The organism is Staphylococcus sp. FSL W8-0271, assembly GCF_038006605.1.
GTDB lineage: Bacteria > Bacillota > Bacilli > Staphylococcales > Staphylococcaceae > Staphylococcus > Staphylococcus cohnii.
In genome coordinates this window covers 1,263,829-1,289,577 of sequence record NZ_JBBOVM010000001.1, presented here as the reverse complement: position 1 = coordinate 1,289,577, position 25,749 = coordinate 1,263,829, and the positions used below count along the sequence as shown (strand labels likewise).

Genomic DNA, 25,749 nt, shown 5'->3' with positions numbered 1-25,749 from the left:
AGTAGTTATAATATTATAATAGAATTTCTTATTTTAGGAAACTATTTTGCTCAATGATACTAATAATATCATTTGCAGTTTCTTCAATCGCCTTATCAGTAACGTCTATCACAGGGCAGCCGATCTTTTCAACTAATTCATTGAAGTAATTTAGTTCTTCTACAATACGTTGCTCTGTAGCATATCTTGCACTATCTCCTAAGCCTAATTGTTTTAATCTTTCTTTTCTGATGCGATTTAATTTGTCTTCACTTATCTTTAATGCAATACATTTTGATGTGTCAACGTTAAATAAATTATCTGGAGGTGTTACCTCTGGCACAATTGGTATATTCATCACTTTATAACTTTTATGTGCAAGATATTGTGACAGAGGTGTTTTTGAAGTTCTAGATATGCCTAATAGAACGATGTCAGCTTTATCTAAACCTTTTGGATCTTTACCATCATCATATTTTACTGCAAATTCTATAGCATCAATCTTTTTAAAATATGCTTCATCTAATTGATGCACAAGTCCTGGTTCAAAATAAGGTTGTTCATCAATTTTATCTAATAATATATTCATCAGTGGACCCATAATGTCTACAGACTTAATTTGAAATTCTTTTATTTTTGCTTCCATATACTTTCTTATTTCTGGCTTCACTAATGTATAAACAACTATCGCTTCAGTGTCTTTTGCAACTGAGATTACTTCATCTACATTTTCTAAAGCTTCAATATACGGATACCTACTAATTTCACTTTCACATTGATTTGGGTTAAATTGTGAAATGCAAGCTCTTGCTACAAGTTCAGCAGTTTCACCTACTGAGTCAGAAGCAACAATAATTTTAATATTTTCCATTTAATACATACCACCTATTCATTTAGTAAAGAGACAAATATTTTTGTAATTGTTGTTTTAGATATACGGCCCTTAACTTCATATTTTCCATTTTCTTTTTTAATCACAATTGGTAAAGAATCTATTTCTTTTTCAATCATTAGATTTGCAGCAAATATTACACGCTCGTCTTCAAGTACAAAGCTTAAATTAGGCATACGCGTCATTATAATATTAACAGGCATCGTATGTATATCCTTACCTATCATTGACGCACGTAATAAATCCTTTCGGGAACAAACGCCTATAAAATCTCCTTCATTATTTATAACAAACAACGTACTAACATCCTCTAGAAATATTGTGCAAATCGCATCATAAACAGACATTTCATTTTTTACTACTACAGGGTGTGATGCGTAATCTTTAACAATATATTGTTTTAATTGATCAGCAATTAATTTATTTTTTGGCTTTCCGGAATAGTAGTAGCCAACACGTGGACGAGCTTCTAAAATACCAGACATCGTAAGTATTGCTAAATCTGGCCTCAAGGTCGCTCTAGTAAGACTAAGATGTTCGGCTATATGTTCACCAGTAATAGGTCCATTATTTTTGACAATATCAACAATTTGTTGTTGTCTTTTACTCAGTTCTATAAGACTTCACCCCTTTACTCATTACATTTAATTATACATTGAATTATAAATTGCTACAAATACATATATTTACTTGCTAATAATCAACCAATACATTAAAATTGTATTTAAAGCGAGTTAAGGGTGGTGAAAGCTTAACAAAACAATTGGCTACAATTTCAAATGAAGTTTCAAAAGCGAGTGTACACACTAAATTGGGTGGAACCGCGGGTTATTAAAAATTTATTAAAAACACATAAATTATATGTGATTAAAATTAATTAACTCGTCCCAAGACAATGATTAAGTTTTTTTTGGCTTTTTCTTTGTCTTGGGGCGTTTTTTATGTTAAAAGGAGTGTTTTTTTTGGCAAAAGATATGGAAACAATCGTTCAATTAGCAAAACATAGAGGTTTTGTATTCCCTGGTAGTGACATTTATGGTGGTTTATCAAATACATGGGACTATGGTCCATTAGGTGTAGAATTAAAAAACAATATTAAAAAAGCCTGGTGGCAAAAATTTATCACGCAATCTCCATATAACGTTGGGATCGATGCAGCAATTTTAATGAACCCAAAAACATGGGAAGCGTCTGGGCATTTAGGTAACTTTAATGATCCAATGATAGACAATAAAGACAGTAAAATTCGTTATCGTGCAGATAAAATAATAGAAGATTATATGGCAAATGAAAAAGGCGATGAAAATTTCGTTGCTGATGGTCTTAGCTTCGACGAAATGAAACGTATTATTGATGAAGAAGGTATTGTTTGTCCAGTAAGTGGCACTGCTAATTGGACAGATATTCGTCAATTTAATTTGATGTTCAAAACATTCCAAGGTGTTACAGAAGATTCAACAAATGAAATTTTCTTACGTCCTGAAACTGCACAAGGTATTTTCGTCAATTACAAAAATGTTCAGCGTACAATGCGTAAAAAATTACCATTCGGAATTGGCCAAATCGGTAAATCATTCCGTAATGAAATTACACCTGGTAACTTCATCTTTAGAACACGTGAATTTGAGCAAATGGAATTAGAATTCTTCTGTAAGCCTGGTGAAGAAATAGAGTGGCAAAATTATTGGAAAACTTTTGCCAGCCAATGGTTAAAAGATTTAAATTTAAGTGAGTCTGCTACGCGTTTACGTGACCATGATGCAGATGAGTTATCACACTACTCAAATGCAACAACTGATATAGAATATCGTTTCCCATTTGGTTGGGGAGAATTATGGGGTATTGCAAGTAGAACAGATTATGATTTAAAACAACATAGTGAACATTCTGGTGAAGATTTCCAATATCATGACCAAGAAACTGGTGAAAAATACCTACCATATTGTATCGAACCTTCACTTGGTGCAGATCGAGTTACTTTAGCATTCTTGTGTGATGCATATGCAGAAGAAGGTGTTGAAGGCAGTAAAGATTCAAGAACTGTATTACACTTCCATCCTGCATTAGCACCATATAAAGCTGCTGTTTTACCATTAAGTAAAAAATTATCTGGTGATGCAATTAAAATATTTGAACAATTAAGCGCAAATTTTGCAATTGATTTTGATGAATCACAATCAATTGGTAAACGTTACCGTCGTCAAGACGAAATCGGCACACCATACTGTATAACATTTGATTTTGATTCACTAGAAGACCAGCAAGTAACGGTACGTGATAGAGACACGATGGAACAAGTACGTATGCCGATTGCTGAATTAGAAAGTTTCTTAACAGAAAAAGTTAAATTTTAATTTCAATATATCTATCGACCTTTAAAAGTGGTCGAACTAAATGAAAAACGTCGATTTCTATAAATTGTATAGAAATTGACGTTTTTATTATTGTTTATAAAATTTAATGATTCATTGAAATTGACCCTATTTATAGAATTAATTTGAATTATCTAATCTTTGTAATTGATTAATAAGTTTTTGGCTTTTGAAATACATGCCAGCATATTCACTATACAACATTATCATCAATTGCGACATCTCATCAACGATATCTTGATGAATACTTAAAGCGCTCATTTTACTTATCGGTAAGTTTTGTAACACATCTAATAAATAAAGTGTTCTATTGGACAGTAGTAACGCATTGGGATCTTGTTGATATGCATGGGTTGAAATTGCACCATCAAATTTAAAACTATAGCCAATGAGCTTAGATTGGTCGTCATCACCAGTGACAACGCAATGATTAAATATTGCGCTGAAACCAAACTTAGCCATTGATTTAATCAATACGATGACTGACATCAGTTGGGCGGATACGCCACTTTTAATTTTAGCTAATACAAAGTGTAATAATTCGTAACTAAATTGTGACAGTTCATCATTATCAATGGATCGATCTATCGCTTCAGTACATAAGCTAGCGTAACTACTCTCATAAATATCTAATCGCAAATGGTAATTTTGATCGATGACATCTATTGAACTTAAAGTTCCCATGCCTTTCCATTTGGAATAAATAAACAAGCCATACACAAATAGTTGCGTATTAGCTTGCAAGCCACTCTTACTCTTTTTGGCGCGGCGAACCATAAGCGGAATTTTTGCACCGTATTCATTTAAAATTGTGATGATTTTATCGGATTCGCCATAATCAACTGTTTTAATAATAATTCCTTTTTGTTTGATTAACATTTTAGCTCACCGACTCTCAAATTAATCTTGATCTTCTAAATATCCCATTTGACGAATGAAGTTAACTTTGTTTCGCCAATCTTTTTGAACTTTTACCCATAGTTCTAAATACACTTTAGATCCTAATAATCCTTCAATGTCTTGGCGTGCCCTTTTCCCAACTTCTTTGAGTTTTTTGCCACCTTTACCTATAACTATCCCTTTTTGTGAATCACGTTCCACAAAAATAGTAGCTTCAATTCTCACTCGATCTTCATCTTCTTTAATCATTCGATCGACATTGACTCCAATCGCATGTGGAATTTCCTCATTTGTAAGATGTAATATTTTCTCGCGGATAAGTTCACTCACTACAAACTGTTCTGGATGATCAGAAATTTGGTCATCCGGATAATATTTAGGTCCTTCTGGTAAATAAGATTTAATAACATTGATAAAGTGCTCAACATTTAATCCTTCTAATGCAGATATAGGAACAATTTCAGTGAAATTCATATATTTTTTATATTTTTCTATTCTTGGCATAAGTTTATCTGGATGTACTAAGTCAATTTTATTTAAAACTAAAAATACTGGAGTTTTAACTGATTTCAACATTTCCATAATGTATTCATCACCGCGACCAATATCTTCATTAACATTGACCATAAACATAATGGCATCAATTTCTGATAACGTGTTAGTCGCAACGCGCATCATATAATCGCCTAATTTATGTTTAGGTTTGTGTATACCTGGCGTATCTAAAAATATAATTTGTGCATCTTCTTGAGTCATTACACCTTGAATTTTATTTCTTGTCGTTTGTGCTTTATCAGACATAATAGCAATTTTATGTCCGATGACGCGATTAACAAAGGTAGATTTACCTACGTTAGGTCTACCAATAATTGTTACAAATCCTGATTTATGTGCTGTCATTAGTTTAAATCCTTTCCAGAAAATCCTAGAGGTAATAAATCACTAACTGTAGATTGAATCATGTCACCCTTATGATTGGTCATATATACAGGCATTTCATCATCACAAAGTTCTTTTAACACTTGTCTACAAGAACCACAAGGCGAAGAAGGTGATTCTGCATCAACGGTTACAGTAATTGATTCGAAATCGCCAGGTCGATATCCATCAGCAATAGCTGCAACAAGGCTTGATCTTTCTGCACAAATACCTAATGGGTAAGCTGCATTTTCTACATTTGCACCGTGATATGTTTTACCATCTTTTGTAATTAAATATGCACCTACTTTAAATTTACTGTATGGTGCATAAGCATTACTTTGTGCTTTTCTTACTTCCTTAAAATAATCAGGTTGGTATGCCATAATTTAACACTCCTATTCAATTTTTAATTTTGTATTGTTATTTCAAACTAACTACTGCATAGTATATAGATAGATTAAAAATCGTATTGTTTATTTTATAAAATATGGTAAAAAAACGATAAGTCCAATTGCCAACGCAATTACTGAAGCAAGCATAACACTAGCAGCTGCTGTATCTTTAGCTTTCTTTGCATAGTCATGATATTCATCTGTAATCAAATCCACTACATATTCAAGGGCTGTATTTATGGCTTCAAATGTTAACACGAATCCTATAGCAATGAGGATTAAAATCCATTCAACTGTATTTATTTTTAAATAAATACTAAGGAAAATAGTAATAACTGCAAAAATAATATGGATTAAAAACTTTTTGTCTTTACTAAAGAGGACCAGTAAACCTTGAAAAGCATATTTAAAACGTTTCATAACTACCTCTAATCTCTTGGCAAGCCATAGGCATTTAAAATTTCATCTTGACGACCAAACATTTCTTTTTCATCCACTTCATCCATGTGATCATAACCTAATAAATGTAAAAAACCATGAAGGGCGAGGAAGCCAAGTTCTCTTTCAAACGAATGTCCATATTCATCTGCCTGTGATTGAGCAACTTCAGTGCATATGATAATATCTCCGAGTACTCTAGGTATGTCTAAACCACTAATTTCGGGTTCATCTTCTTCTAAAGCAAAAGATATTACATCTGTTACCTTGTCTTTATCTCGATACATTTTATTTATTTGTTGAATTTCTGCTTTGTCTACAAATGTCACAGATAATTCAGCATCGTTTTCTATTCCTTCTTTTTCTTTTGCAAAAGTAAGAAGATCGTCTATTTGCTTAAACCAATTGTTATCAACTAATTCAGTATGATCATTAAAATCTATTGTAAACATTTACTCTTCTCCCTCATAACGATCAATTATTTTACTTACAAGCGGATGACGCACAACATCGTTTTGGTCTAAATGATGGATACTTAGACCTTTAACATTGTGTAACTTTGCTATTGCTTCTTTAAGGCCACTTTTAACACCTTTAGGTAAGTCAATTTGTGTCTTATCACCAGTTACAACCATTTTCGAACCAAAACCTAACCTTGTTAAGAACATTTTCATCTGAGCATGGGTAGTGTTTTGCGCTTCATCTAAAATAACAAATGCATCATCAAGCGTTCTCCCTCTCATATATGCTAATGGGGCTATTTCTATAACGCCACGCTCGATAAATCTAGCCGTTTGTTCTCTTCCTAAAACAGTATTTAAACCATCATATAATGGGCGCAAATAAGGATCTACTTTTTCCTTCAAATCACCAGGTAAAAATCCTAATGATTCACCAGCTTCTACTGCAGGTCTTGTCAACACGATACGTTTGACATTACCTTTTCGCAGTTGCTTAGCGGCATAAACAACGGCTAAAAATGTTTTCCCTGTACCTGCTGGTCCAACGCCAAATACCAAGTCATTATGATACATAGCATTGACATAAAGTCTTTGTCCCATAGTTTTAGCCCGTATTGTTTTACCAAACGCGTCTTTAGTAATTTCGTCATCATATAAATCTAATAAGTAATGAATCGTACCATTTTTTGCCATTTTAACAGCGGCTTCTACATCCTTGAGTGATATAGTTACGCCTTGTTGTATTACTTTTAATAAATTAATCAGTACTGATTCAGCTTGTTCTACATGCTCAACTATTTCACCTTTTACGGCTATTTCTTGTCCTCGAGCATGTATTATGACATCAAATCCTTCTTCAATTGATTTAAGATTTTCATCATTATTACCAATGAGTGCTTGTGCTTCATTGATGTCATCTATTTGAATAATTCCAGGCATATAGTTGCTCCTTTACAAATATATTCGTTTCTATTATTTTATCCTATTAGATTTTAAGTTACAAAAATAATCATGATGCATGATATGAAATAAGCATTATTATAAAATTAATAATTTGAATAAATCATACTGCAACTTCAATGTTATTATATCATGAAATATTCTCATATTATTTCAAAGTGAATTAAAAATTAACATAAATTGTTATTTTTATGTAAACCAGAGCATAAAGAAAGTATAGTATAAAAATTAACGATCATTATATATTTTGAAATTAAAAATAACTCAACTTATAAAGTCAAAATTCTAACTTTATAAGTTGAGTTTAAATAAATTTATAATTTTTTTGGTCTTTCTAAAACTTCAGACCAAATAATACCATTAACAACTTCATCATCAGCGAATCTATATTGAGCATTTGTGCCAGAGCTTTGAACAGAATGTGCATTCATTAACTGTTTTAAACGATAACGCTTAGTTCTCTCTGATAAATATTTATCAGAAATGATATCTCGTGCTTTTTTCTCGGTTCTTTGTATTTTTTTCTCAGTTTCACGATCGATTTCATTACGTACGTCTTCCATTTTGCCCATTAGATCAGCTTCAAGCTCTTTTTGAAGTGTATCATCTTGTTGTTTTTGCTCACGTTTTACTTTTTCAGCTTCGGTTTCATTATGTTTAGGAACCGTTGATGTTTCTTGTTGAGGCATTTCACCTTCCATCTTTTCAGCTCGTGTTTCAACAGGTTTATTCTGCTTTGGTGTATGTTCTTCCTGAGTAAAAGGACCATCATTAAATTGTTTTTCCAACTCAGAAAATGTTTTTCCTACTTCTTCAAGGAAACCGCGTTTTTTTGGTGGCGCTTCAGACTGACTTGGCTGTTTATTAGTTGGCGGTTGTTGTTTTTTTCGCTTTTTATGACTATCATCGTTAATAGCACCAATTATCGTAAAAATGACAGATACTACAAAGATAATAATACCTATATTCATTTAATCACCCCTATTTATTATTCCGGTGATTCATCATCTTCTTTTTTTGTACGTTGGTTAATAGAATTTCTCATACCAGTATCTGCTTCAACATTTTTTAGATTATAATAATCTTTCACTCCAAGATTTCCTGAACGTAATGCTTCAGCCATAGCTAGTGGAACTTCTGCTTCCGCTTCAACAACTTTAGAACGCATTTCTTGTACTTTTGCTTTCATTTCTTGTTCTTGTGCTACTGCCATTGCACGGCGTTCTTCGGCTTTTGCTTGTGCGATATTTTTATCAGCAAGCGCTTGTTCAGTTTGTAAATCTGCACCAATGTTCTTGCTAATGTCTACATCTGCAATATCGATTGATAAAATTTCAAAAGCTGTACCTGAATCTAAACCTTTACTTAAAACTGTTTTAGAAATATTATCAGGATTTTCAAGCACTTGTGTATGATGTTCACTAGAACCAATTGTAGAAACAATACCTTCACCAACACGTGCAATAATCGTTTCTTCTCCAGCACCACCGACTAATCTTGCAATATTCGCGCGTACTGTGATTCTTGCTTTTGCTTTAACTTCGATACCATTCATTGCAACACCAGCGATAAATGGTGTCTCAATTACTTTTGGATTTACAGACATTTGAACTGCTTCTAACACGTCACGACCTGCTAAGTCTATAGCTGCGCCACGTTCAAAAGGTAAATTAATATCAGCTCTTTGTGCAGCGATATTTGCATCAACAACACGGTCAACATTACCACCTGCTAAATAATGTGATTCAAGTTGGTTCGTTGTTAAGTTTAATCCTGCTTTATGAGCTTTAATTAAAGGTGATATTACTTTACGTGGAGAAACTCTACGTAATCTCATACCTACTAGGGTACCAATGCCTACTTTTACACCCGCTGCGATTGCTGAAATCCACAATCCAACAGGTACAAATGAAAATAATAACAATAATGCAATTACGACTATAACTGCTATAATTAAAATTCCAATCATACTCATTCTCCTTTATGTTTCTATTTCTCTCACAACAACTCGAGTACCTTCAACTTCCAGAATAGTAACTTGTTTATTCCGTAATATAAACGAACCATCTGAAACTGCATCGATACGTTCATTGTTATAAATAATAATTCCTGCTGGTCTCAAATCTGTAGATGTAGTTGCAACTTCTCCAACTAAATGAGAGCGATCTTTATGTGATGTATAACCTGCTTCTGCATTTGTAGAATCCTTCAATACAACTTTATCTAAAAACGGTATTTTACGTTTGAAAAATTTCACAAGTATCACCCACTCTATGATTGATAATATTAAGGCTACGACAACATTAGCAATCATGTACACTAGATTATCACCTAAAGTAACAATACTAAAAACGATTAATGCCATACCTATAATGCCAATAATTGCACCCACTACAAACAATTCAATGATAACGAATATCACACCAATAGCGAATAAAACAACAGAATAAAAGTTGACATCCCCTTTTACAAAAAATCCTAAAAAGAAAATGAATAATGCTAATGTTGATATAATTCCGACAATATTAATTTTATTTGAATATAACTGGTACAAAAAACCTAAGAAGATAATACAAGTTAATATCAAAGCACCTATTGGACTAACAATAAAGTTAGAGACATTGTCTATCCAGTTTCCGTTTTCAACAAGTTTGGTTGAAAAGATAGTATGTATACTGCTCATCGAAGGAATCACTTTATCACCTCACTCTCAATTTAATTATACATGAAATAAATATATGATTATACCGTTTACACAATAAAAATCATAATATTATTCATTTGTTATTAAATGATATTCCCAGAAAAACAATCAATTTCAACCTGCTGCACGAGTTGTACAATATTAACACTTGATTAACGTGATTATGGTGGTTTTTAAACTAAGTACTAAATTTTCTAATGCTTATGAAAATCATAAATAGGAATATATAAAATAGGTCATTTATTTAAGTTAATATATAAAAATAGCCTTAGCTGTATAAACAACTAAGGCTATTATGGTTTATAATTAATGTTGGTGTTGAGGGAGTCAACGAAACAATTAATTATTTGAATTTACGTTTACGTGCAGCTTCTGATTTCTTTTTACGTTTAACGCTAGGTTTTTCGTAAAATTCACGTTTACGTACTTCTTGAATTGTACCGCTTTTAGAAACTGTACGTTTGAAACGACGTAACGCATCTTCAAGTGATTCGTTCTTTTTGACTACTGTTTTAGACATGTGTATTTCCCTCCCTCCAAATATCAACGAAACTTTATAATCATTACACGGTAATTACCATGTATTAATTAGTATAATATATCTGATTAATGTGGTCAATTAGTAAAATTTTAATTTCATGATTCATTTTACACCATGCGAATGTGTTTCCATTGAATCATTGTCTATTAAATCTTATACAGTAACAGAATGTTCTGTTGTATTGGTAGCATGATGTACTACTCTTAGTAATTCGCCTTGATTGATTGGGTAATCAGGTTGAGTGATTTTTACCTTTACGAGTTCACCGATTAGAGATTCATCACCAGCGAATTGAACTTTCATATAATTATCAGCAAAACCTATTAATGTCCCTGGCTCACTGCCAACTTCTTCTGGAATAACTTCAAGTACTTCTTGATCGAATTTTGATGCATACGTCTTAGCAAGCTGATCATTCAAATGAATTAAGCGATGTACACGTTCATTTTTAATATTTTCATCAACTTGGTCGTCCATTCTGGCAGCTGGTGTGCCGATTCTTGAAGAATAAGGAAATACATGTAATTCTGAAAATTTGTGTTCAACAATAAAATCATATGTTTCTTGGAATTCTTCTTCAGTTTCACCTGGGAAACCAACAATGACATCACTTGTAACTGCTAATCCAGGTAGTGCTTCATGTAAACGAGTCAATCGCTCTGAAAAATGAGCCATAGTATATTTTCTTCTCATTCTCTTCAATACTGAATCAGACCCAGATTGTAATGGGATATGAAGATGACGTACAACTTTGTTTGATTGCTCAATTACACTAATAACTTCATCTGTTAATTGACTTGCTTCAATCGATGAAATTCTAATACGCTCTAAGCCATCTACAGTTTCTAAGTCACGTAATAATTGTGCTAAATTATAATTTTTTAAGTCCTGACCATATCCACCTGTATGAATACCAGTTAAAACAATTTCTTTATACCCTGAATTTACCAGTGTAGTTGCTTGTTCTATAACTTTTTCAGGGTCTCTAGATCGCATTAAGCCACGAGCCCAAGGAATAATACAGAAAGTACAAAAATTATTGCACCCTTCTTGTATCTTCAACGAAGCTCTTGTTCTATCTGTAAAGTATGGAACTTCTAATTCTTCATATGTACGATTTTTCATGATGTTTCCCACACCATTAATTGGTTGTCTTTCTTTTTTAAACTCATTGATATAACCGATTAACTTCGTCCGATCTTGAGTGCCGACCACAATATCTACGCCAGGTATTTCCATAATTTCAGCAGGAGATGTCTGTGCATAACAACCAGTTACACATACCACTGCCTCTGGATTTTGTCTTATAGCACGTCTAATGACTTGCCTGCTTTTTTATCACCTGTATTAGTGACCGTACACGTATTTATAACAAATACATCAGCATTTGTTTCAAAATCAACACGGTCGTAATCTGCTTCTTTAAATAATTGCCAAATTGCCTCTGTTTCATAATGATTCACTTTACATCCTAATGTATGAAATGCAACTGTTGACATAAATATCACCCCAATAAATCTTTTTGAAAGCTTACAGCACTTAAAGTATATAACGGTGCAGTTTCAGCTCTTAAAATCCTAGGCCCTAGACCGACTTGGTATGCTGAACTACCAAATAACTTAATTTCTGATTCAGACAAGCCACCTTCAGGCCCAAAAATGATTAACACACGATCACCAGGTTCAAATTTTTGAACAACTGCCTTAAAAGTACTTTTTTCCCCACACTTAGCAGATTCTTCATAAGCAATCAATACATAATCATATTCATTTATAATATCATAAATTTCCTTTAAATTCGACTTATACTCTATTTCTGGAATAATTAGCCTATAACTTTGTTCAGCAGCTTCTTTTATAATTTTTTGCCAACGTTCTAACTTTTTAACAACTTTATTTTCATTTAGTTTTACAACAGATCTTTGCATACCAACAGCGATAAATTGTCTTGCACCTAGCTCTGTGGATTTTTGTATCATCCATTCATACTTATCCGCTTTAATTAACCCACTGCAAATTGTTATATGTTGTGGTAATTCAGAATCGATATCTATTTTTTCTATTAATGTAATTTCAATTTCCGCCATAGTCATATTTTCGATTTTACATTTATAAACGCTTTGATCTGAAAAAGTAATAATGATTTGGTCACCATTTTGATATCGCATTACCTTTGTAATATGATGTATATCATTTTGATCCGTAATAAAAAAACGCTGATATAAATCAGCGTTTTGGTCAATAAAATATCTCTGCATTGCTTAATCGCTCACTTTCTGTCCAACGATACATACCCAACCGTTGTCATGATTAATAGAAATGATTTTAAACCCTACACGCTTCATCTGTACTAAAATTGTTTCGTGTTTCTCTGTTATAATACCAGAAGTTATAAAATAACCATCTTTATTTAACGTATTATAAGCATCTTCAATCATTTCTTCAATAATATGAGCTAAAATATTTGCAATAACGACATCAAACTTTTCAGTTTCTTCTGTAAGTAAATTGCCTGGCGCAGCCTCAATAGCTTTAACACAATTATTTTTTTCAAAGTTTTCTTTCGCAACTTTAATGGCCATTTCATCTACATCAATCGCTTTTATGCGTTCTACACCTAATAAATATGATGCAATGCTGAGTATGCCTGAACCTGTGCCAACATCAATCACTGAATCATCTGACTTCACGAAAGTTTCAATAGCTTTCAAGCACATACTTGTCGTTGGATGATCACCTGTACCAAAAGCCATACCTGGATCCAACTCAATATACATTTCATTTTCGTCTTCTTTTTGATATGTTTCCCAACTTGGAACAATTGTAAATTTAGCAGACGCTCTAAACGGATGAAAATAATTTTTCCATTCATTTTCCCAATCATGTTCTTGAATTGTTTGTTGTTGATATTCAAATATTTTTGCATCCAACGATTCAATACTTTTAATTTTTTGAATCAAATCAATTTTAAAATCCTGAGTATATTTTATTTCATTAAAATATGCTTTAACTCTTACGCCATTAACTGGGTAATCATCAGGATTTAGTTCATAAATTTCACCAAATTTGTCAGCAAAATCATTTCGAAGATCTAATGAATCTTCAATAACGACTCCGTTTGATCCATGTTCTTCTAAAATATTAGAAATAATTGGTATGGCATCATGATTTGCAGTGATTGATATTTCAGTCCAGTTCATATTTTATTCTCCTTTAAAGAATCTTTTTGCTTTATCCTTAAAATTTGACGGTTGCTCAGTTAATGATTCACCATCAATTTCGGCAAATTCTCTTAACAATTCTTTTTGACGTTCATTTATCTTAGTAGGTGTGACAACTTTCACGTTGATAAATAAATCACCATAGCCATAGCCATGAACATTTTTTACACCTTTTTCTTTAAGACGGAATTGTTTTCCTGATTGTGTTCCGCCAGGAATTGTTAACATAACATGACCTTTTAAAGTTGGGACTTTAATTTCATCACCAAGTGTTGCTTGAGCGATACTGATATCTTGTGAAAAGTAAATATCGTCGCCTTCCCTTTCAAATGTTTCAGAAGGTTTAACTCTAAATACAACGTATAAATCACCTTGTGGTCCACCATTTTCTCCAGGCGCACCTTCACCTGCTAATCTTATTTGTTGTTCATTATCTACACCTTCTGGCACTGTCACATTAATTTTAACTGTTTTGTTTTCAGTTCCTTTACCGTGACATGTCGGACAAGGTTCTTCAAATTCTTGACCAGAACCACTACAAACTGGACAAACTTTTTCAGTTCTAACTCTACCTAATATCGTATTCTGTTCTACAGCAACATGTCCTGAACCATTACAGTAATGACACGTTTTTTTCTTAGTTCCCGGTTTTGCACCTTCACCATCACAAGTATGACAAGTTACATCTTTGCGTATTGAAATCTCTTTGCTTGTACCGAATACAGCTTCTTCAAAAGTAACAGTCATTGTATATTGTAGGTCATCACCTTTTCTAGGTGCATTTGGATCTCTTTGACGTCCACCACCGAAGAATGAACTGAATATATCTTCGAAACCGCCGCCGAAACCACTAAAGTCTTGACCACCGAATCCTTGGCCGCCAAATCCACCTTGTGGTCCATCATGACCAAATTGATCATAGTTTGCACGCTTGTTTTCATCACTTAACGTTTCATATGCTTCTGAAATTTCCTTGAACTTTTCATCTGCACCTTCTTCTTTATTGATGTCAGGATGATATTTTTTTGATAATTTACGGTAAGCCTTTTTTATTTCATCTTTAGAAGCGTCTTTACTGACACCCAAGATATCATAATAATCTCTTTTGGCCACTTTTATCTCTCCTTTTACGTTTGATTAAATTACTTATTAAAAAGGAAAAAGTCAAAGCCAATGTTCAATTGACTTTGACTTAATTTGGCTAAGCAATTGTGTCATATTCTGCTTTCAATAGCAATTAATAACTAAACTTATTTTTTGTCGTCTTTGTTATCATCATCATTTACTTCTGTGAAATCAGCATCTTCAACATTGCTATCATCTGAACCACTTGCTTGTTCACCTTGTGCTTGTTGTTGTGCTTGAGCAGCTTGCTCGTAAACTTTAGCAGACAAGTCTTGAACTACTTTTTCTAGTTCTTCTTTTTTAGCTTTAATGTCATCAATATCTTCGCCTTCAAGCGCAGATTTTAAAGCTTCTTTTTTCTCTTCTGCATTATTTTTATCATCTTCACTGATATTTTCACCTAAATCAGTAATTGTTTTTTCAACTTGGAATACTAAACTATCTGCTTCGTTTCTTAAATCACTTTCTTCACGACGCTGTTTATCTGCTTCAGCGTTTTCTTCAGCATCTTTTACCATACGATCGATTTCATCATCAGAAAGTGAAGAACTTGATTGAATAGTAATGTTTTGTTCTTTATTTGTACCTAAATCTTTTGCAGTAACATTAACGATACCATTTTTATCGATATCAAAAGTTACTTCAATTTGTGGTACACCACGTGGAGCTGGTGGAATATCAGTTAATTGGAATCTGCCAAGTGTTTTGTTGTCAGAAGCCATTGGACGTTCACCTTGTAATACGTGAATATCAACTGCTGGTTGATTATCTGCTGCCGTTGAATAAACTTGTGATTTAGATGTAGGGATAGTAGTATTTCTTTCAATCAATGTATTCATACGTCCACCCATTATTTCAATACCTAATGAAAGAGGTGTTACGTCTAATAATACTACATCTTTAACATCACCAGTGATAACGCCACCTTGGATAGCAGCACCCATTGCTACTACTTCGTCTGGGTTAACACCTTTGTGAGGATCTTTACCTACTTCTTTTTTCACAGCGTCTTGAACTGCAGGAATTCTTGTTGAACCACCAACTAAAATAACTTCATCGATATCAGAACTACTGATACCAGCATCTTTCATAGCTTGGCGAGTTGGTTCCATCGTTCTTCTGATTAATGAATCAGCTAATTCTTCAAATTTTGAACGTGTTAAACTTAATTCTAAGTGTAGCGGACCATTTTCACCTGCAGAAATAAATGGTAATGAGATTTGTGTTTGAGAAACACCTGATAAGTCTTTTTTAGCTTTTTCAGCAGCGTCTTTTAGACGTTGTAATGCCATTTTGTCTTGTGATAAGTCTACGCCATTTTCTTTTTTAAATTCTGCAACTAAATAATCGATAATAACTTGGTCAAAGTCGTCCCCACCTAGTTTATTATCACCTGCAGTTGAAAGTACTTCGAATACACCGTCACCTAATTCAAGGATAGATACGTCGAATGTACCGCCACCTAGGTCAAATACTAAGACTTTTTGGTCTTGTTCTGTTTTATCTAAACCATAAGCTAATGCTGCTGCTGTTGGTTCGTTAATAATACGTTCAACTTCTAAACCAGCAATTTTACCAGCATCTTTTGTAGCTTGACGTTCACTGTCATTAAAGTATGCAGGAACAGTGATAACTGCTTTTTCTACTTTTTCACCTAAATAATCTTCTGCAGTACTCTTAAGGTTTTGTAATACCATCGCAGATATTTCTTGTGGTGTGTATGATTTACCTTCTACGTCTACTTTGTGCTCAGTACCCATATGACGTTTGATAGATTGAATTGTATTAGGGTTTGTAATTGCTTGACGCTTAGCAACTTCACCTACTTGAGTTTCACCATTTTTAAATGCTACAACAGACGGCGTTGTTCTAGCACCTTCAGGGTTTTGAACAACTTTTGGTTCGTCACCTTCCAAGATTGCTACACATGAATTTGTTGTACCTAAGTCAATACCTATTACTTTACTCATAAATAAATTCCTCCTGTTTGTTTTAAAAATTCGGTATTTTCATCAATAAAATTATTGATTTACTTTAACCATTGAAGGTCTTAAAACACGTTCCTTCAATTTATAACCAGTTTGTAGTTCTTGAGTAACTTGACCTGATTCATAATCAGGATTATCGTCTTGTACCACAGCTTGATGTACATTTGGATCAAACTGTTGACCTTCAGCCTCAATTTTTTCTAAACCGTTATTTTTCAATGCGTTCAACAAGCTTTCATAAACCATTTCCACACCTTTTTGTAATGATTTAAATTGCTCATCTTCGCCTTCAATTTGTAAAGCTCGTTCTATATTATCTATAGTCGGTAAAATGTCATTTAAAACATCTTGAGCTTTATATGCTTTCATCGTTTGATTTTCTTTTTGGATTCTACGCTTATAATTTTCAAATTCAGCATATAATCTTAAATATTTTTCTTCTTCTTCTTGAACATTATTTTTTAATTGTTGAATTTCTTCATCTTTAGGATCGATATCTGCCTCAGTATCCTCAGAATTTTCCTCTTGCAGATTATCTTGTGATTCGTTAGCTATTTCATCAGCATCTTCAACTGAAGTTGTTTGATTCGTTGGTGTTTCTTGATTGATATCTTCAGTTTTTTCGTTTTCATCGAATACTGATTCATTTTTTTCTGTCATTTTCTGCCCTCCAATACAATTCTTAATTACCAAATCGTATTTAGTAATTGTATTACATTCTGATAATTCATTGCTGTTGGTCCGATAACCGCAATTTGACCTTTAAGTCTATCGTCGATGTGATATTCTGTAGTGACAATAGAAATATCGCTCAAGCTTGATTCGATTTCCTGTCCAATCTTAACATTAATTGATGAATTTGACATTTCATCAAGTAGCTGAGTAATTTTGTTTGATTCAATATACTGCAATATGGGTTGAATAGAAGAAACGTTTGATTCGTTTAGTGCATCAATTAGTTTAACCTTTCCACCCATGTAAATGCCATTACTTTGATTATCAAAATGAACATCTATTGTATCTAACATGTCCTTTATAAAGTCTTTTTCAAAATCTGACTTTGCAAAGGCATTTAGTTCATTTTCTAAGCGTTGTTGATTTAACGCATTATATTTTGCAGTCACAAAATTAGCTATATTTGTCAATTCATCACTCGATAAACGTGCTTTGGATACTAAATGTAAGTGTTCAACATGACCAGATGTAAAAACAACGACCATGATTACTAAATATGCATTTGCTCGAATCAAGTGAATGTTATTAATAATATCTTTTTTGTGATTTGGACGCATTACCAACGTTGTATACTGAGAAGCGATTGAAAGTTCATTCGCGAATTCACTCAAAGCTGAGGAAATATCATAATGATTTTCAACCAGTAAATCTTCTAAACGTTGTATTTTTTTGTGTTGTTGATGAGATGTTTGTTGCAATAATTGATTCACATAATATCTGATGCCTGACTCTGATGGAGAACGTCCTGATGAAGTATGCGTTTTTTCTATTAAATGAAGTTCCTCTAGTTGTTTCATTTCGTTTCTAATAGTGGCAGGACTAACATTTAAATTATGTCGTTCAATCAGTGTTTTGGAACCAATTGGTTGACCTAAATCAACATAATCTTCAACAATTGCATTTAAAATGCTCAATTGTCTATCACTAATCATGTTTTCACCTCATTAGCACTCTTTTGTTTCAAGTGCTAATTATAATTTATCAAATTGGTCAAAGTAAGTCAATGTTAAAGCCTCAGTTTTTTTAAAAAATTAAACATTCAGTAAAAACGCTTCAAATACTAGGTTGCCAATTACTTTACCTCTCTCTGTTAAAGAAATGTAGTCACCTGTATCATAAATTAATTCTCTCTGTTTTAAATCTTTGATTGCTTCGTCATAAACGTCGTCAATCGTTTTATTAAACTTTTGATTAAAGCGTTTTCTACTTACACCTTGGTTCATTCTTAAACCTAGAAACATCTCTTCTTCCATTTGTTCACTTTCTGTTGGATATACTGAGTCAAGAATAGGTCTTTCGTTATTTTGTATCTTTTTAATATAGTGATTCACAGGATTTACATTATTGTAACGTTCGCCATTAACGTAACCACTTGCCCCTGCACCAAATCCATAATAACCTTCGTTTTTCCAGTAAACTTTATTGTGTTCTGATTCATGTCCTTTTTTACCAAAGTTTGAAATTTCATATTGATGTAACTCAGTCTCATGCATCCTATTTAATAAATATTCGTACATTTCTTCTCCGACATCTTCGTTTGGGATTTTCAGCTGCCCTTTACGATACATATTATAGAACTGAGTTTTAGGCTCTAAAATCAAGCCATAACTTGAAATATGATCAATATCCATCGATAATGCTTTTTCTAAACTATCTTTGAAATCTTCTAAGCTTTGTTGTGGTAAATGATACATTAAATCTAAATTTATAGAAGGTATCCCGGCCTGCCTTGCATTCGATACGGCTCTGTATATATCTTCTGTCTTATGAGAACGTCCTAATATCTCTAACAATTCAGGTTTAAATGTTTGAACGCCCATCGACAATCTATTCACACCATAATCCCTTAACAATTGCACTTTTTCTAAAGTTAATTCATCCGGATTCGCTTCAAAACTAAATTCTCCTTTAATTTCAAAGATTTCTGTAATTGCAATCAATAATTTCTCAAGTTGCTCATATGATAAAGCAGTAGGTGTCCCACCGCCGACAAAAACTGTTTCTAAGGATCTAACTTCACTTTGCTTCATTTCGTTTATTAAGCAATCTAAATACTGATCCACTGGTTGATTTTGTATAAAATATTTATTGAAATCGCAATAAGTACAAATTTTGACACAGAAAGGAATATGGATATATGCACTTTTAACTTCCATTTTGAGATAACCTTCTTTCGTTAAATAAAATAGATTAACATAACAAAAAACTGGGGCATAAATCGAATGGATTTAAGGCCCCAATATTTAATAAGTAATAATATTAATCTTCGTCCATCTTAAGCACTGCAAGGAAAGCATCCTGTGGTATTTCAACATTACCAACTGATTTCATTTTTGCTTTACCAGCTTTTTGCTTTTCTAATAGTTTTCTCTTGCGGCTAATATCTCCACCATAACACTTAGATAAGACATTTTTACCCATTGATTTTATGTTTGTACGGGCGACTATTTTTTGTCCAACTGCTGCTTGTACAGGTACTTCGAATTGTTGTCTAGGTATAAGTGTTTTTAGCTTTTCAACTAACGCTTTTCCTCTTTCGTATGCGAAATCTTTATGAACTATAAAACTAAGTGCATCTACTTTCTCTCCATTTAGTAATATATCCATTTTGACTAGGTCACTTTCTTTATTATCAATGAATTCATAATCAAAAGAAGCATAGCCTTTTGTGTTTGATTTAAGCTGATCAAAGAAATCAAATACAACTTCAGATAATGGCAACTCATAAATAATATTGACACGAATATCATCTAAATATTCCATATTAATAAATTGTCCACGTTTACGTTGACATAATTCCATAACTGCACCCACATAATCATTTGGTACCATCATTGTCGCTCTTACAAAAGGTTCATAAACTGTATCAATTTGATCTCTTTCAGGCATATATGCTGGATTATCAACAGAGATTTCATCACCATTTTTAAGAATACATTCATAAATCACAGATGGTGCTGTAGCAATTAGTTCTATTCCAAACTCACGTTCAATACGTTCTTGGATAATTTCCATATGCAGCATACCTAAGAAACCTGTTCTATATCCAAAACCTAATGCTTGAGATGACTCAGGTTCAAATTCTAACGAAGCATCATTTAATTGCAACTTTTCTAATGCCTCTCGTAAATCATTGTAATCTTTATTATCAATAGGGAATAAACCACAGAAAACCATCGGATTCATTTTTTTATAACCTTTTAGCGGTTCTGCTGCTGGACGATCTAGGTGTGTAATCGTATCTCCGACACGTGAATCATCTACATTTTTAATACTGGCAATGACATAACCTACATCCCCTACCGTTAGCTCGTTAACTGGTAATTGTTTAGGTGTATTGATACCTACTTCGGTAACTTCAAAAGATTTTCCCGTAGCCATCATTTTAATTTCATCACCCGTTTTCAAAGTTCCTTCAACAATTCGAATTGAAGAAATAACGCCTCTGTACGGATCATATTCTGAATCAAAAATCAATGCTTTTAATGGCGCTTCTGGATCTCCCTGTGGTGGTGGCACCACTTCTACAATTTTTTCTAATATATCTTCAATGCCAATATTTGATTTTGCACTGGCTAATACGACATCATCTTTATCAAGTCCTATTACATCTTCTACTTCTTGTTTTACACGCTCAGGTTCTGCTGCTGGTAAATCAATTTTATTTACAACTGGTAATAACTCTAAATCGTTATCTAATGCCAAATAAACATTGGCTAATGTTTGAGCCTCTATGCCTTGAGCAGCATCTACAACTAATATAGCACCTTCACAGGCAGCTAGTGATCTAGAAACTTCATATGTAAAATCTACGTGTCCAGGTGTATCAATCAAGTGAAACGTATAAGTCTCACCATCTTTTGCATCATATTTTAAACGCACAGCATTTAACTTTATTGTTATACCGCGTTCTCTCTCTAAATCCATTGAATCCAATAACTGTGATTGCATCTCACGTGATTCAACAGATTTAGTATTTTCCAAAATTCTATCTGCTAATGTAGATTTCCCATGGTCAATATGTGCAATAATAGAAAAGTTTCTTATATTTTCACGCTTGCTTAAACGATTTTCTTTATCCATGTATTATCAGTCTCACTTTCATAATTCTAGCCCGTAAATATGTATGACATTCTTTGATATAATAACGTTTTTATTTACTAATTGCAAACTTGATAAATTTAATAGTGATTTTTAAAGTTATGTGTATATTTTATCGTCTATGTAACTATTTTTATGTATATCTTTTGTCATTGTAATTAATATTGTACCATTTATCGCGACTTTACGCGTCTTAATATAAATAAATGATTGCAGAAACCTGGTTGTTTTGATAAAATATTTCTTGTTGTAATCAAATTAATTTTTGATAGCGAAGATCACACTTTTAGGAGGTGACAGACATGCCAAACATTAAATCTGCAATTAAACGTGTTAATACTACTCATGTAACTGAAGAACGTAATATTTCACAAAAAAATGCAATGCGTACAGCTGTGAAAAGAGCTCATACAGCAATCGACACTAATGCTGACGATAAAGCTGAATTAGTAAGCTTTGCATTGAAAAAAGTAGATAAAGCTGCTCAACGCAACTTAATACATTCTAACAAAGCTGCTAGAATTAAATCATCTTTAATGACAGCTGCTAAATAATTTAAAGTTCAAGCTTACGCTTGAACTTTTTTTATTTTAAAAATAACGTATTTCATGCTTCATAAAATCAGCCCAGAAATGTTTTGCAATAAGTAAAAATTCTTCTGGGCCTTTTTTCTCTCTATTTTATGATTTTATAAGATTAGCATTATTAGTGCACACTTTTGTTATAATTCATCGACAACATTATATACATTATGTACGGTTAGCTAAACCTAAAAACCGTCTAATTTATAAGGATAAAATAAACAGTTCAAGTATAAGGTGTTTATTCATATAAGATGACTTTAATTTATAATCTGTTTCTGCACAATTATCAATGATATTTAATAAACTTTCTAATTCATAGTGTCTTGCTTGATTTAAAGCTAACTTCACTCTATAAGGATGGACATTGATTGTTTTGGCAATTTGTTGACCACTATAACCCTTTTGTCCTAATATTTTACTTTGATAGAAAAGTCGATAATTACTCGTAATTAGAGCTAATAATTTTATAGGTTCCTCTTTCATTGCTATTAAGTCTTTAACCAATTGAATAGCTTCTGTTTTTTTATTTTTTTGGATATATTCAGTCAGTAAAAAAACATTTTGTTCCAAACTCCTATTAACAATTTGATGAACATCATTTTTGTTAATTGTCGTTCTATCACCTAAAAATAAAATGAGTTTTTCTATTTCTTGTTTAACAATATTAAAATTAACTCCAGTTAATTCAATAACTAGATCTAGTGCATCTTGTTTAATATCTTTATAATTTTCATGCAGTTGACTTTTTATCCAACGCTTTATGTCTTCTTCTGACATTTGTTCTATTTTTTTAATTTGTGCATGCTTTTTCAAAGATTTAACAACTTTTTTTCTTTCGTCTAGTTTAGAATGATTTACTTCAAATAATATTAAAGTGTCACCATCGTATTTTTCTATAAATTCTATCAGTTGATCAATATTATGATTTAATTCTTTAGGTGGCTTCTCACCAGTAAATACATATGCATTTTGTACTAGAACAGCCTTTTTATTAGAGAAAAATGGCATTGTCAGCGTTTCTTCAATTATTGGAGCTAAATCATTTTCATATAAGTTATATTTAACGAAATTGAATTCATCTTTTGGGTCATCTAAATATTGGTCAATGACTTCAGAAGCTTTTTTTTCAATTAGTTCAGGTACTTCACCATATATCGTTATTATATTACTGCTCATTCTTAGCACCCTTTCATTTCTATTACACATTTTTTAATTATAACACGCGTCATAGCTTCTCACTAATTAAAAATTTTAATTGAATTGTGAGTGTATTTCAATTTGGTTTTTAAATAAAATGTTCACTTCTCCGTTGATATTTGTTTGAAATATTTTAATGTCAAAAGATTTTAGTCTATTAATAATTTGATGATTGGGAAGTCTATATTTATTTTTTTCACCTACTGAAATGAGAGCTATTTTAGGTCTAATTGCTTTCAATAAATTATTACTTGTACTCGTACGACTGCCATGATGCCCAACTTTTAAAATATCAACATTGTATAAATGATATTTATGTATTAAATTCTCTTCATTATTTATTGTTGCATCTCCCATTAATAAAATTTTATAACTTTTGTACTGTATTAATATAATGATTGATTGTTCATTTAAATTATCAGAATTGGAAATTGTAGCATCTAACAGTTTAACTTCCGCTTTATTCATAAAAAAATGTGATTTATTTTTGAAATCTATTAATTTGATATTCTTTTTTGAACAGGTATTTTTTAAATGATTTAGTTCTTTAATTTTAAAGCTATTTGCATTAATTATAATATTTTTAATTTTTAAACTGTTTGTTAAATAATCTAGTTCACCGATATGATCAAGATGTGGATGTGTAACCACAACGTAATCAATCTTTTTTATATTATGTCGTTTTAATGTTGGTAAGATATGATATTTTGAAATACTGTGGCTCGAAAAGTTCTGTGTCGAATTAAAATTACCGCCCGTATCGATTAATAATGATTCGTGTAATTTAGTTTCAAATAACAGTGCGTCACCTTGTCCTACATCCAACATTGTAAGTTGGTAAGCGCGTACTTGAGGTAGAATAGTAGAGACAATATATAAGGCAATTAAACTAATTATCATAAATTTATAGCATTTATGAACGAATAAAACTAAACATAGAAACGAAATGAGACATATTATAGTTATTTGAAGATTATTTAAATTGGGAATATACCATTGATAAAGGTTGAGTTTATCAAAAATTCCGACCACTTTATCATGCAAAACAATTAATTGATTATATAAGTTGATTATAAATAAAGGTTTGATTGGCAAATGTATGATAAAAGTAAGAAAAATAACGAAGGGAAATAATATGAAAGAATAGAATGGAACAAAAAAGAGGTTTGATATGAGACCAATCCATTGAATTTGATGAAAATGGATACAACTTAAGATAAATGAGCTTAGTTGTGCAATAAACGTGATATAGCACAAAGATTGAAAAATACCTAAATTCTTTAGCAATGGGCTAACAAAAAGGATTGAAAAAGGATTGAAAAAGTGATTAAAAAAGAAAGTTGAAATCCGACATGATAAATTAACGAGGGATTTAAAAATGTTAAAAATACGAATAAAAACCCTAAAATGTTCATTGAATTCTTTATAATGTATTTTGGAAATATGATTATTAACAAACTCATAAATATTGCTCTAACAGCACTTGGAGACATATTTGTATACATGCAATAAATAGGTAATAATATTATTAATATTAGTTTGGTTAAAAACAATGGACATTTTATCCTGTTTAGGATAAAGCATATGATTGCAATAATAATAGCTATATGTGTTCCACTAATAGCAAGTAGATGCGCAATGCCAATCTTTTTAATTGTATCTAATTCTTCTTTGTTCATAAACGATGTATCGCCTGTAATTAATGCAATTGTTTTTTCAGGGAAAGCTATTTTCCATTGTTTCATTTTTTCATAAATAAACGTTTTATGTTTATTTAAAGTATCAGAAAAAGTGCTTGTGTCTTCGTAACAACTTGAAAGGTGAATATTTTGAAGAATAAAAATAAGATTAGGTCTTGTATCGTTTTTTAATGATCTAAACTGTCCGTGTACCTTACAAGTTTTTTGGAACAAAAAATCAGAAACATTTTCTATTTCTATATTTTTTGATGCATGTATATTATAAACGTAAGTATAAAGCTTTTTATCTATTTTAATTTTACCTTTAAGTATACGATGCTCCAAATTGGGTTTTGTGATTAATTTCGCTTTTCCTTGAAATACTTTATTTATCATTGAAGAATGGTATTCTTTTTCTGATCTCAAGTCATTTTGAAACATCATAAAACTACTTAAAGATATGATAACTATTATTATAAAATGGATTAAATTAAAGCTTTTTCTTTTCATTATAATGACTAGCCCAAGTATTAAAATAAAAGATAAAAATTTATTAAATA

General features: G+C 31.9%; 25 protein-coding genes and 2 pseudogenes. 2 read left to right on the top strand and 25 right to left on the bottom strand.

What is annotated here, in order from left to right:
* Positions 1–28 precede the first annotated feature (28 nt).
* Positions 29–850 carry a pyruvate, water dikinase regulatory protein gene (locus tag NST87_RS06390; protein WP_019469366.1) on the bottom strand — a complete coding sequence of 274 codons (822 nt, stop codon included), beginning with the start codon at positions 848–850 and terminating at the stop codon, positions 29–31.
* Positions 851–864: 14 nt separating this feature from the next.
* A complete protein-coding gene (locus tag NST87_RS06385) occupies positions 865–1,488 on the bottom strand; it encodes a helix-turn-helix transcriptional regulator (RefSeq protein WP_071560292.1) in 624 nt (207 codons plus the stop codon).
* Between the two features lie 345 nt (positions 1,489–1,833).
* Between NST87_RS06385 and NST87_RS06380 the strand changes: the two genes are divergently transcribed.
* Entirely contained in the window at positions 1,834–3,225 is a 1,392-nt protein-coding gene (locus tag NST87_RS06380; protein ID WP_040030033.1) for a glycine--tRNA ligase, read from the top strand.
* Positions 3,226–3,363: 138 nt separating this feature from the next.
* Here NST87_RS06380 and recO read toward each other — a convergent pair whose 3' ends face one another.
* From recO to lepA, 19 genes and pseudogenes are all read right to left on the bottom strand, one after another.
* On the bottom strand, positions 3,364–4,122 hold the full coding sequence (gene recO, locus NST87_RS06375; RefSeq protein ID WP_019469369.1) for a DNA repair protein RecO: 759 nt from the start codon (positions 4,120–4,122) through the stop codon (positions 3,364–3,366).
* 21 nt (positions 4,123–4,143) lie between these two features.
* Positions 4,144–5,043, bottom strand: coding sequence for a GTPase Era (era, locus tag NST87_RS06370; protein WP_019469370.1), 900 nt, complete (start codon positions 5,041–5,043; stop codon positions 4,144–4,146).
* A complete protein-coding gene (gene cdd / locus NST87_RS06365) occupies positions 5,043–5,447 on the bottom strand; it encodes a cytidine deaminase (protein WP_019469371.1) in 405 nt (134 codons plus the stop codon). Before cdd ends, era begins: the two co-directional genes overlap by 1 nt.
* A gap of 90 nt (positions 5,448–5,537) precedes the next feature.
* On the bottom strand, positions 5,538–5,876 hold the full coding sequence (locus NST87_RS06360) for a diacylglycerol kinase family protein (protein WP_040030031.1): 339 nt from the start codon (positions 5,874–5,876) through the stop codon (positions 5,538–5,540).
* Between the two features lie 8 nt (positions 5,877–5,884).
* On the bottom strand, positions 5,885–6,346 hold the full coding sequence (gene ybeY, locus NST87_RS06355) for an rRNA maturation RNase YbeY (protein ID WP_019469373.1): 462 nt from the start codon (positions 6,344–6,346) through the stop codon (positions 5,885–5,887).
* Positions 6,347–7,294 (bottom strand): PhoH family protein, encoded by a 948-nt coding sequence (locus tag NST87_RS06350; RefSeq protein WP_040030030.1) that lies wholly within the window; start codon positions 7,292–7,294, stop codon positions 6,347–6,349.
* Between the two features lie 335 nt (positions 7,295–7,629).
* Positions 7,630–8,286, bottom strand: a complete 657-nt coding sequence (locus NST87_RS06345; protein WP_019469375.1) for a hypothetical protein — start codon at positions 8,284–8,286, stop codon at positions 7,630–7,632.
* Between the two features lie 17 nt (positions 8,287–8,303).
* Positions 8,304–9,290, bottom strand: a complete 987-nt coding sequence (gene floA, locus NST87_RS06340) for a flotillin-like protein FloA (protein ID WP_026034799.1) — start codon at positions 9,288–9,290, stop codon at positions 8,304–8,306.
* 6 nt (positions 9,291–9,296) lie between these two features.
* On the bottom strand, positions 9,297–9,998 hold the full coding sequence (locus NST87_RS06335; protein WP_019469377.1) for an NfeD family protein: 702 nt from the start codon (positions 9,996–9,998) through the stop codon (positions 9,297–9,299).
* A gap of 364 nt (positions 9,999–10,362) precedes the next feature.
* Complete coding sequence (gene rpsU / locus NST87_RS06330; protein WP_002483157.1) at positions 10,363–10,539, bottom strand: 30S ribosomal protein S21; 177 nt, start codon at positions 10,537–10,539, stop codon at positions 10,363–10,365.
* Positions 10,540–10,713: 174 nt separating this feature from the next.
* Positions 10,714–12,059, bottom strand: a pseudogene (gene mtaB, locus NST87_RS06325) (tRNA (N(6)-L-threonylcarbamoyladenosine(37)-C(2))-methylthiotransferase MtaB).
* Positions 12,060–12,064: 5 nt separating this feature from the next.
* Positions 12,065–12,817 carry a 16S rRNA (uracil(1498)-N(3))-methyltransferase gene (locus NST87_RS06320; RefSeq protein WP_340721427.1) on the bottom strand — a complete coding sequence of 251 codons (753 nt, stop codon included), beginning with the start codon at positions 12,815–12,817 and terminating at the stop codon, positions 12,065–12,067.
* 3 nt (positions 12,818–12,820) lie between these two features.
* A complete protein-coding gene (prmA, locus tag NST87_RS06315) occupies positions 12,821–13,759 on the bottom strand; it encodes a 50S ribosomal protein L11 methyltransferase (protein WP_340721425.1) in 939 nt (312 codons plus the stop codon).
* 3 nt (positions 13,760–13,762) lie between these two features.
* Positions 13,763–14,893 (bottom strand): molecular chaperone DnaJ, encoded by a 1,131-nt coding sequence (dnaJ, locus tag NST87_RS06310; protein WP_019469380.1) that lies wholly within the window; start codon positions 14,891–14,893, stop codon positions 13,763–13,765.
* Between the two features lie 137 nt (positions 14,894–15,030).
* Entirely contained in the window at positions 15,031–16,875 is a 1,845-nt protein-coding gene (gene dnaK / locus NST87_RS06305; protein WP_019469381.1) for a molecular chaperone DnaK, read from the bottom strand.
* A gap of 51 nt (positions 16,876–16,926) precedes the next feature.
* Entirely contained in the window at positions 16,927–17,553 is a 627-nt protein-coding gene (grpE, locus tag NST87_RS06300; RefSeq protein WP_019469382.1) for a nucleotide exchange factor GrpE, read from the bottom strand.
* 26 nt (positions 17,554–17,579) lie between these two features.
* Complete coding sequence (hrcA, locus tag NST87_RS06295) at positions 17,580–18,560, bottom strand: heat-inducible transcriptional repressor HrcA (RefSeq protein ID WP_019469383.1); 981 nt, start codon at positions 18,558–18,560, stop codon at positions 17,580–17,582.
* Between the two features lie 99 nt (positions 18,561–18,659).
* On the bottom strand, positions 18,660–19,784 hold the full coding sequence (gene hemW / locus NST87_RS06290; RefSeq protein ID WP_340721422.1) for a radical SAM family heme chaperone HemW: 1,125 nt from the start codon (positions 19,782–19,784) through the stop codon (positions 18,660–18,662).
* A 103-nt stretch (positions 19,785–19,887) separates the two neighbouring features.
* Positions 19,888–21,711: a translation elongation factor 4 gene (gene lepA, locus NST87_RS06285; RefSeq protein ID WP_019469385.1), complete on the bottom strand. Its 1,824-nt coding sequence runs from the start codon at positions 21,709–21,711 to the stop codon at positions 19,888–19,890.
* 320 nt (positions 21,712–22,031) lie between these two features.
* On the opposite strand from lepA, the gene rpsT reads away from it, so the two are divergent.
* Positions 22,032–22,283 carry a 30S ribosomal protein S20 gene (gene rpsT, locus NST87_RS06280; RefSeq protein WP_019469386.1) on the top strand — a complete coding sequence of 84 codons (252 nt, stop codon included), beginning with the start codon at positions 22,032–22,034 and terminating at the stop codon, positions 22,281–22,283.
* A 231-nt stretch (positions 22,284–22,514) separates the two neighbouring features.
* Here rpsT and holA read toward each other — a convergent pair whose 3' ends face one another.
* The 4 genes and pseudogenes from holA to NST87_RS06260 form a co-directional block, all read right to left on the bottom strand.
* Positions 22,515–23,489 carry a DNA polymerase III subunit delta gene (gene holA, locus NST87_RS06275; RefSeq protein ID WP_019469387.1) on the bottom strand — a complete coding sequence of 325 codons (975 nt, stop codon included), beginning with the start codon at positions 23,487–23,489 and terminating at the stop codon, positions 22,515–22,517.
* 75 nt (positions 23,490–23,564) lie between these two features.
* Complete coding sequence (locus NST87_RS06270; protein WP_064264430.1) at positions 23,565–24,410, bottom strand: ComEC/Rec2 family competence protein; 846 nt, start codon at positions 24,408–24,410, stop codon at positions 23,565–23,567.
* A gap of 84 nt (positions 24,411–24,494) precedes the next feature.
* Positions 24,495–24,767 (bottom strand): annotated as a pseudogene (locus NST87_RS06265) (ComEC/Rec2 family competence protein); the annotation flags it as partial.
* Between the two features lie 23 nt (positions 24,768–24,790).
* A complete protein-coding gene (locus tag NST87_RS06260; protein ID WP_080946748.1) occupies positions 24,791–25,699 on the bottom strand; it encodes a ComEC/Rec2 family competence protein in 909 nt (302 codons plus the stop codon).
* Positions 25,700–25,749: the final 50 nt, after the last annotated feature.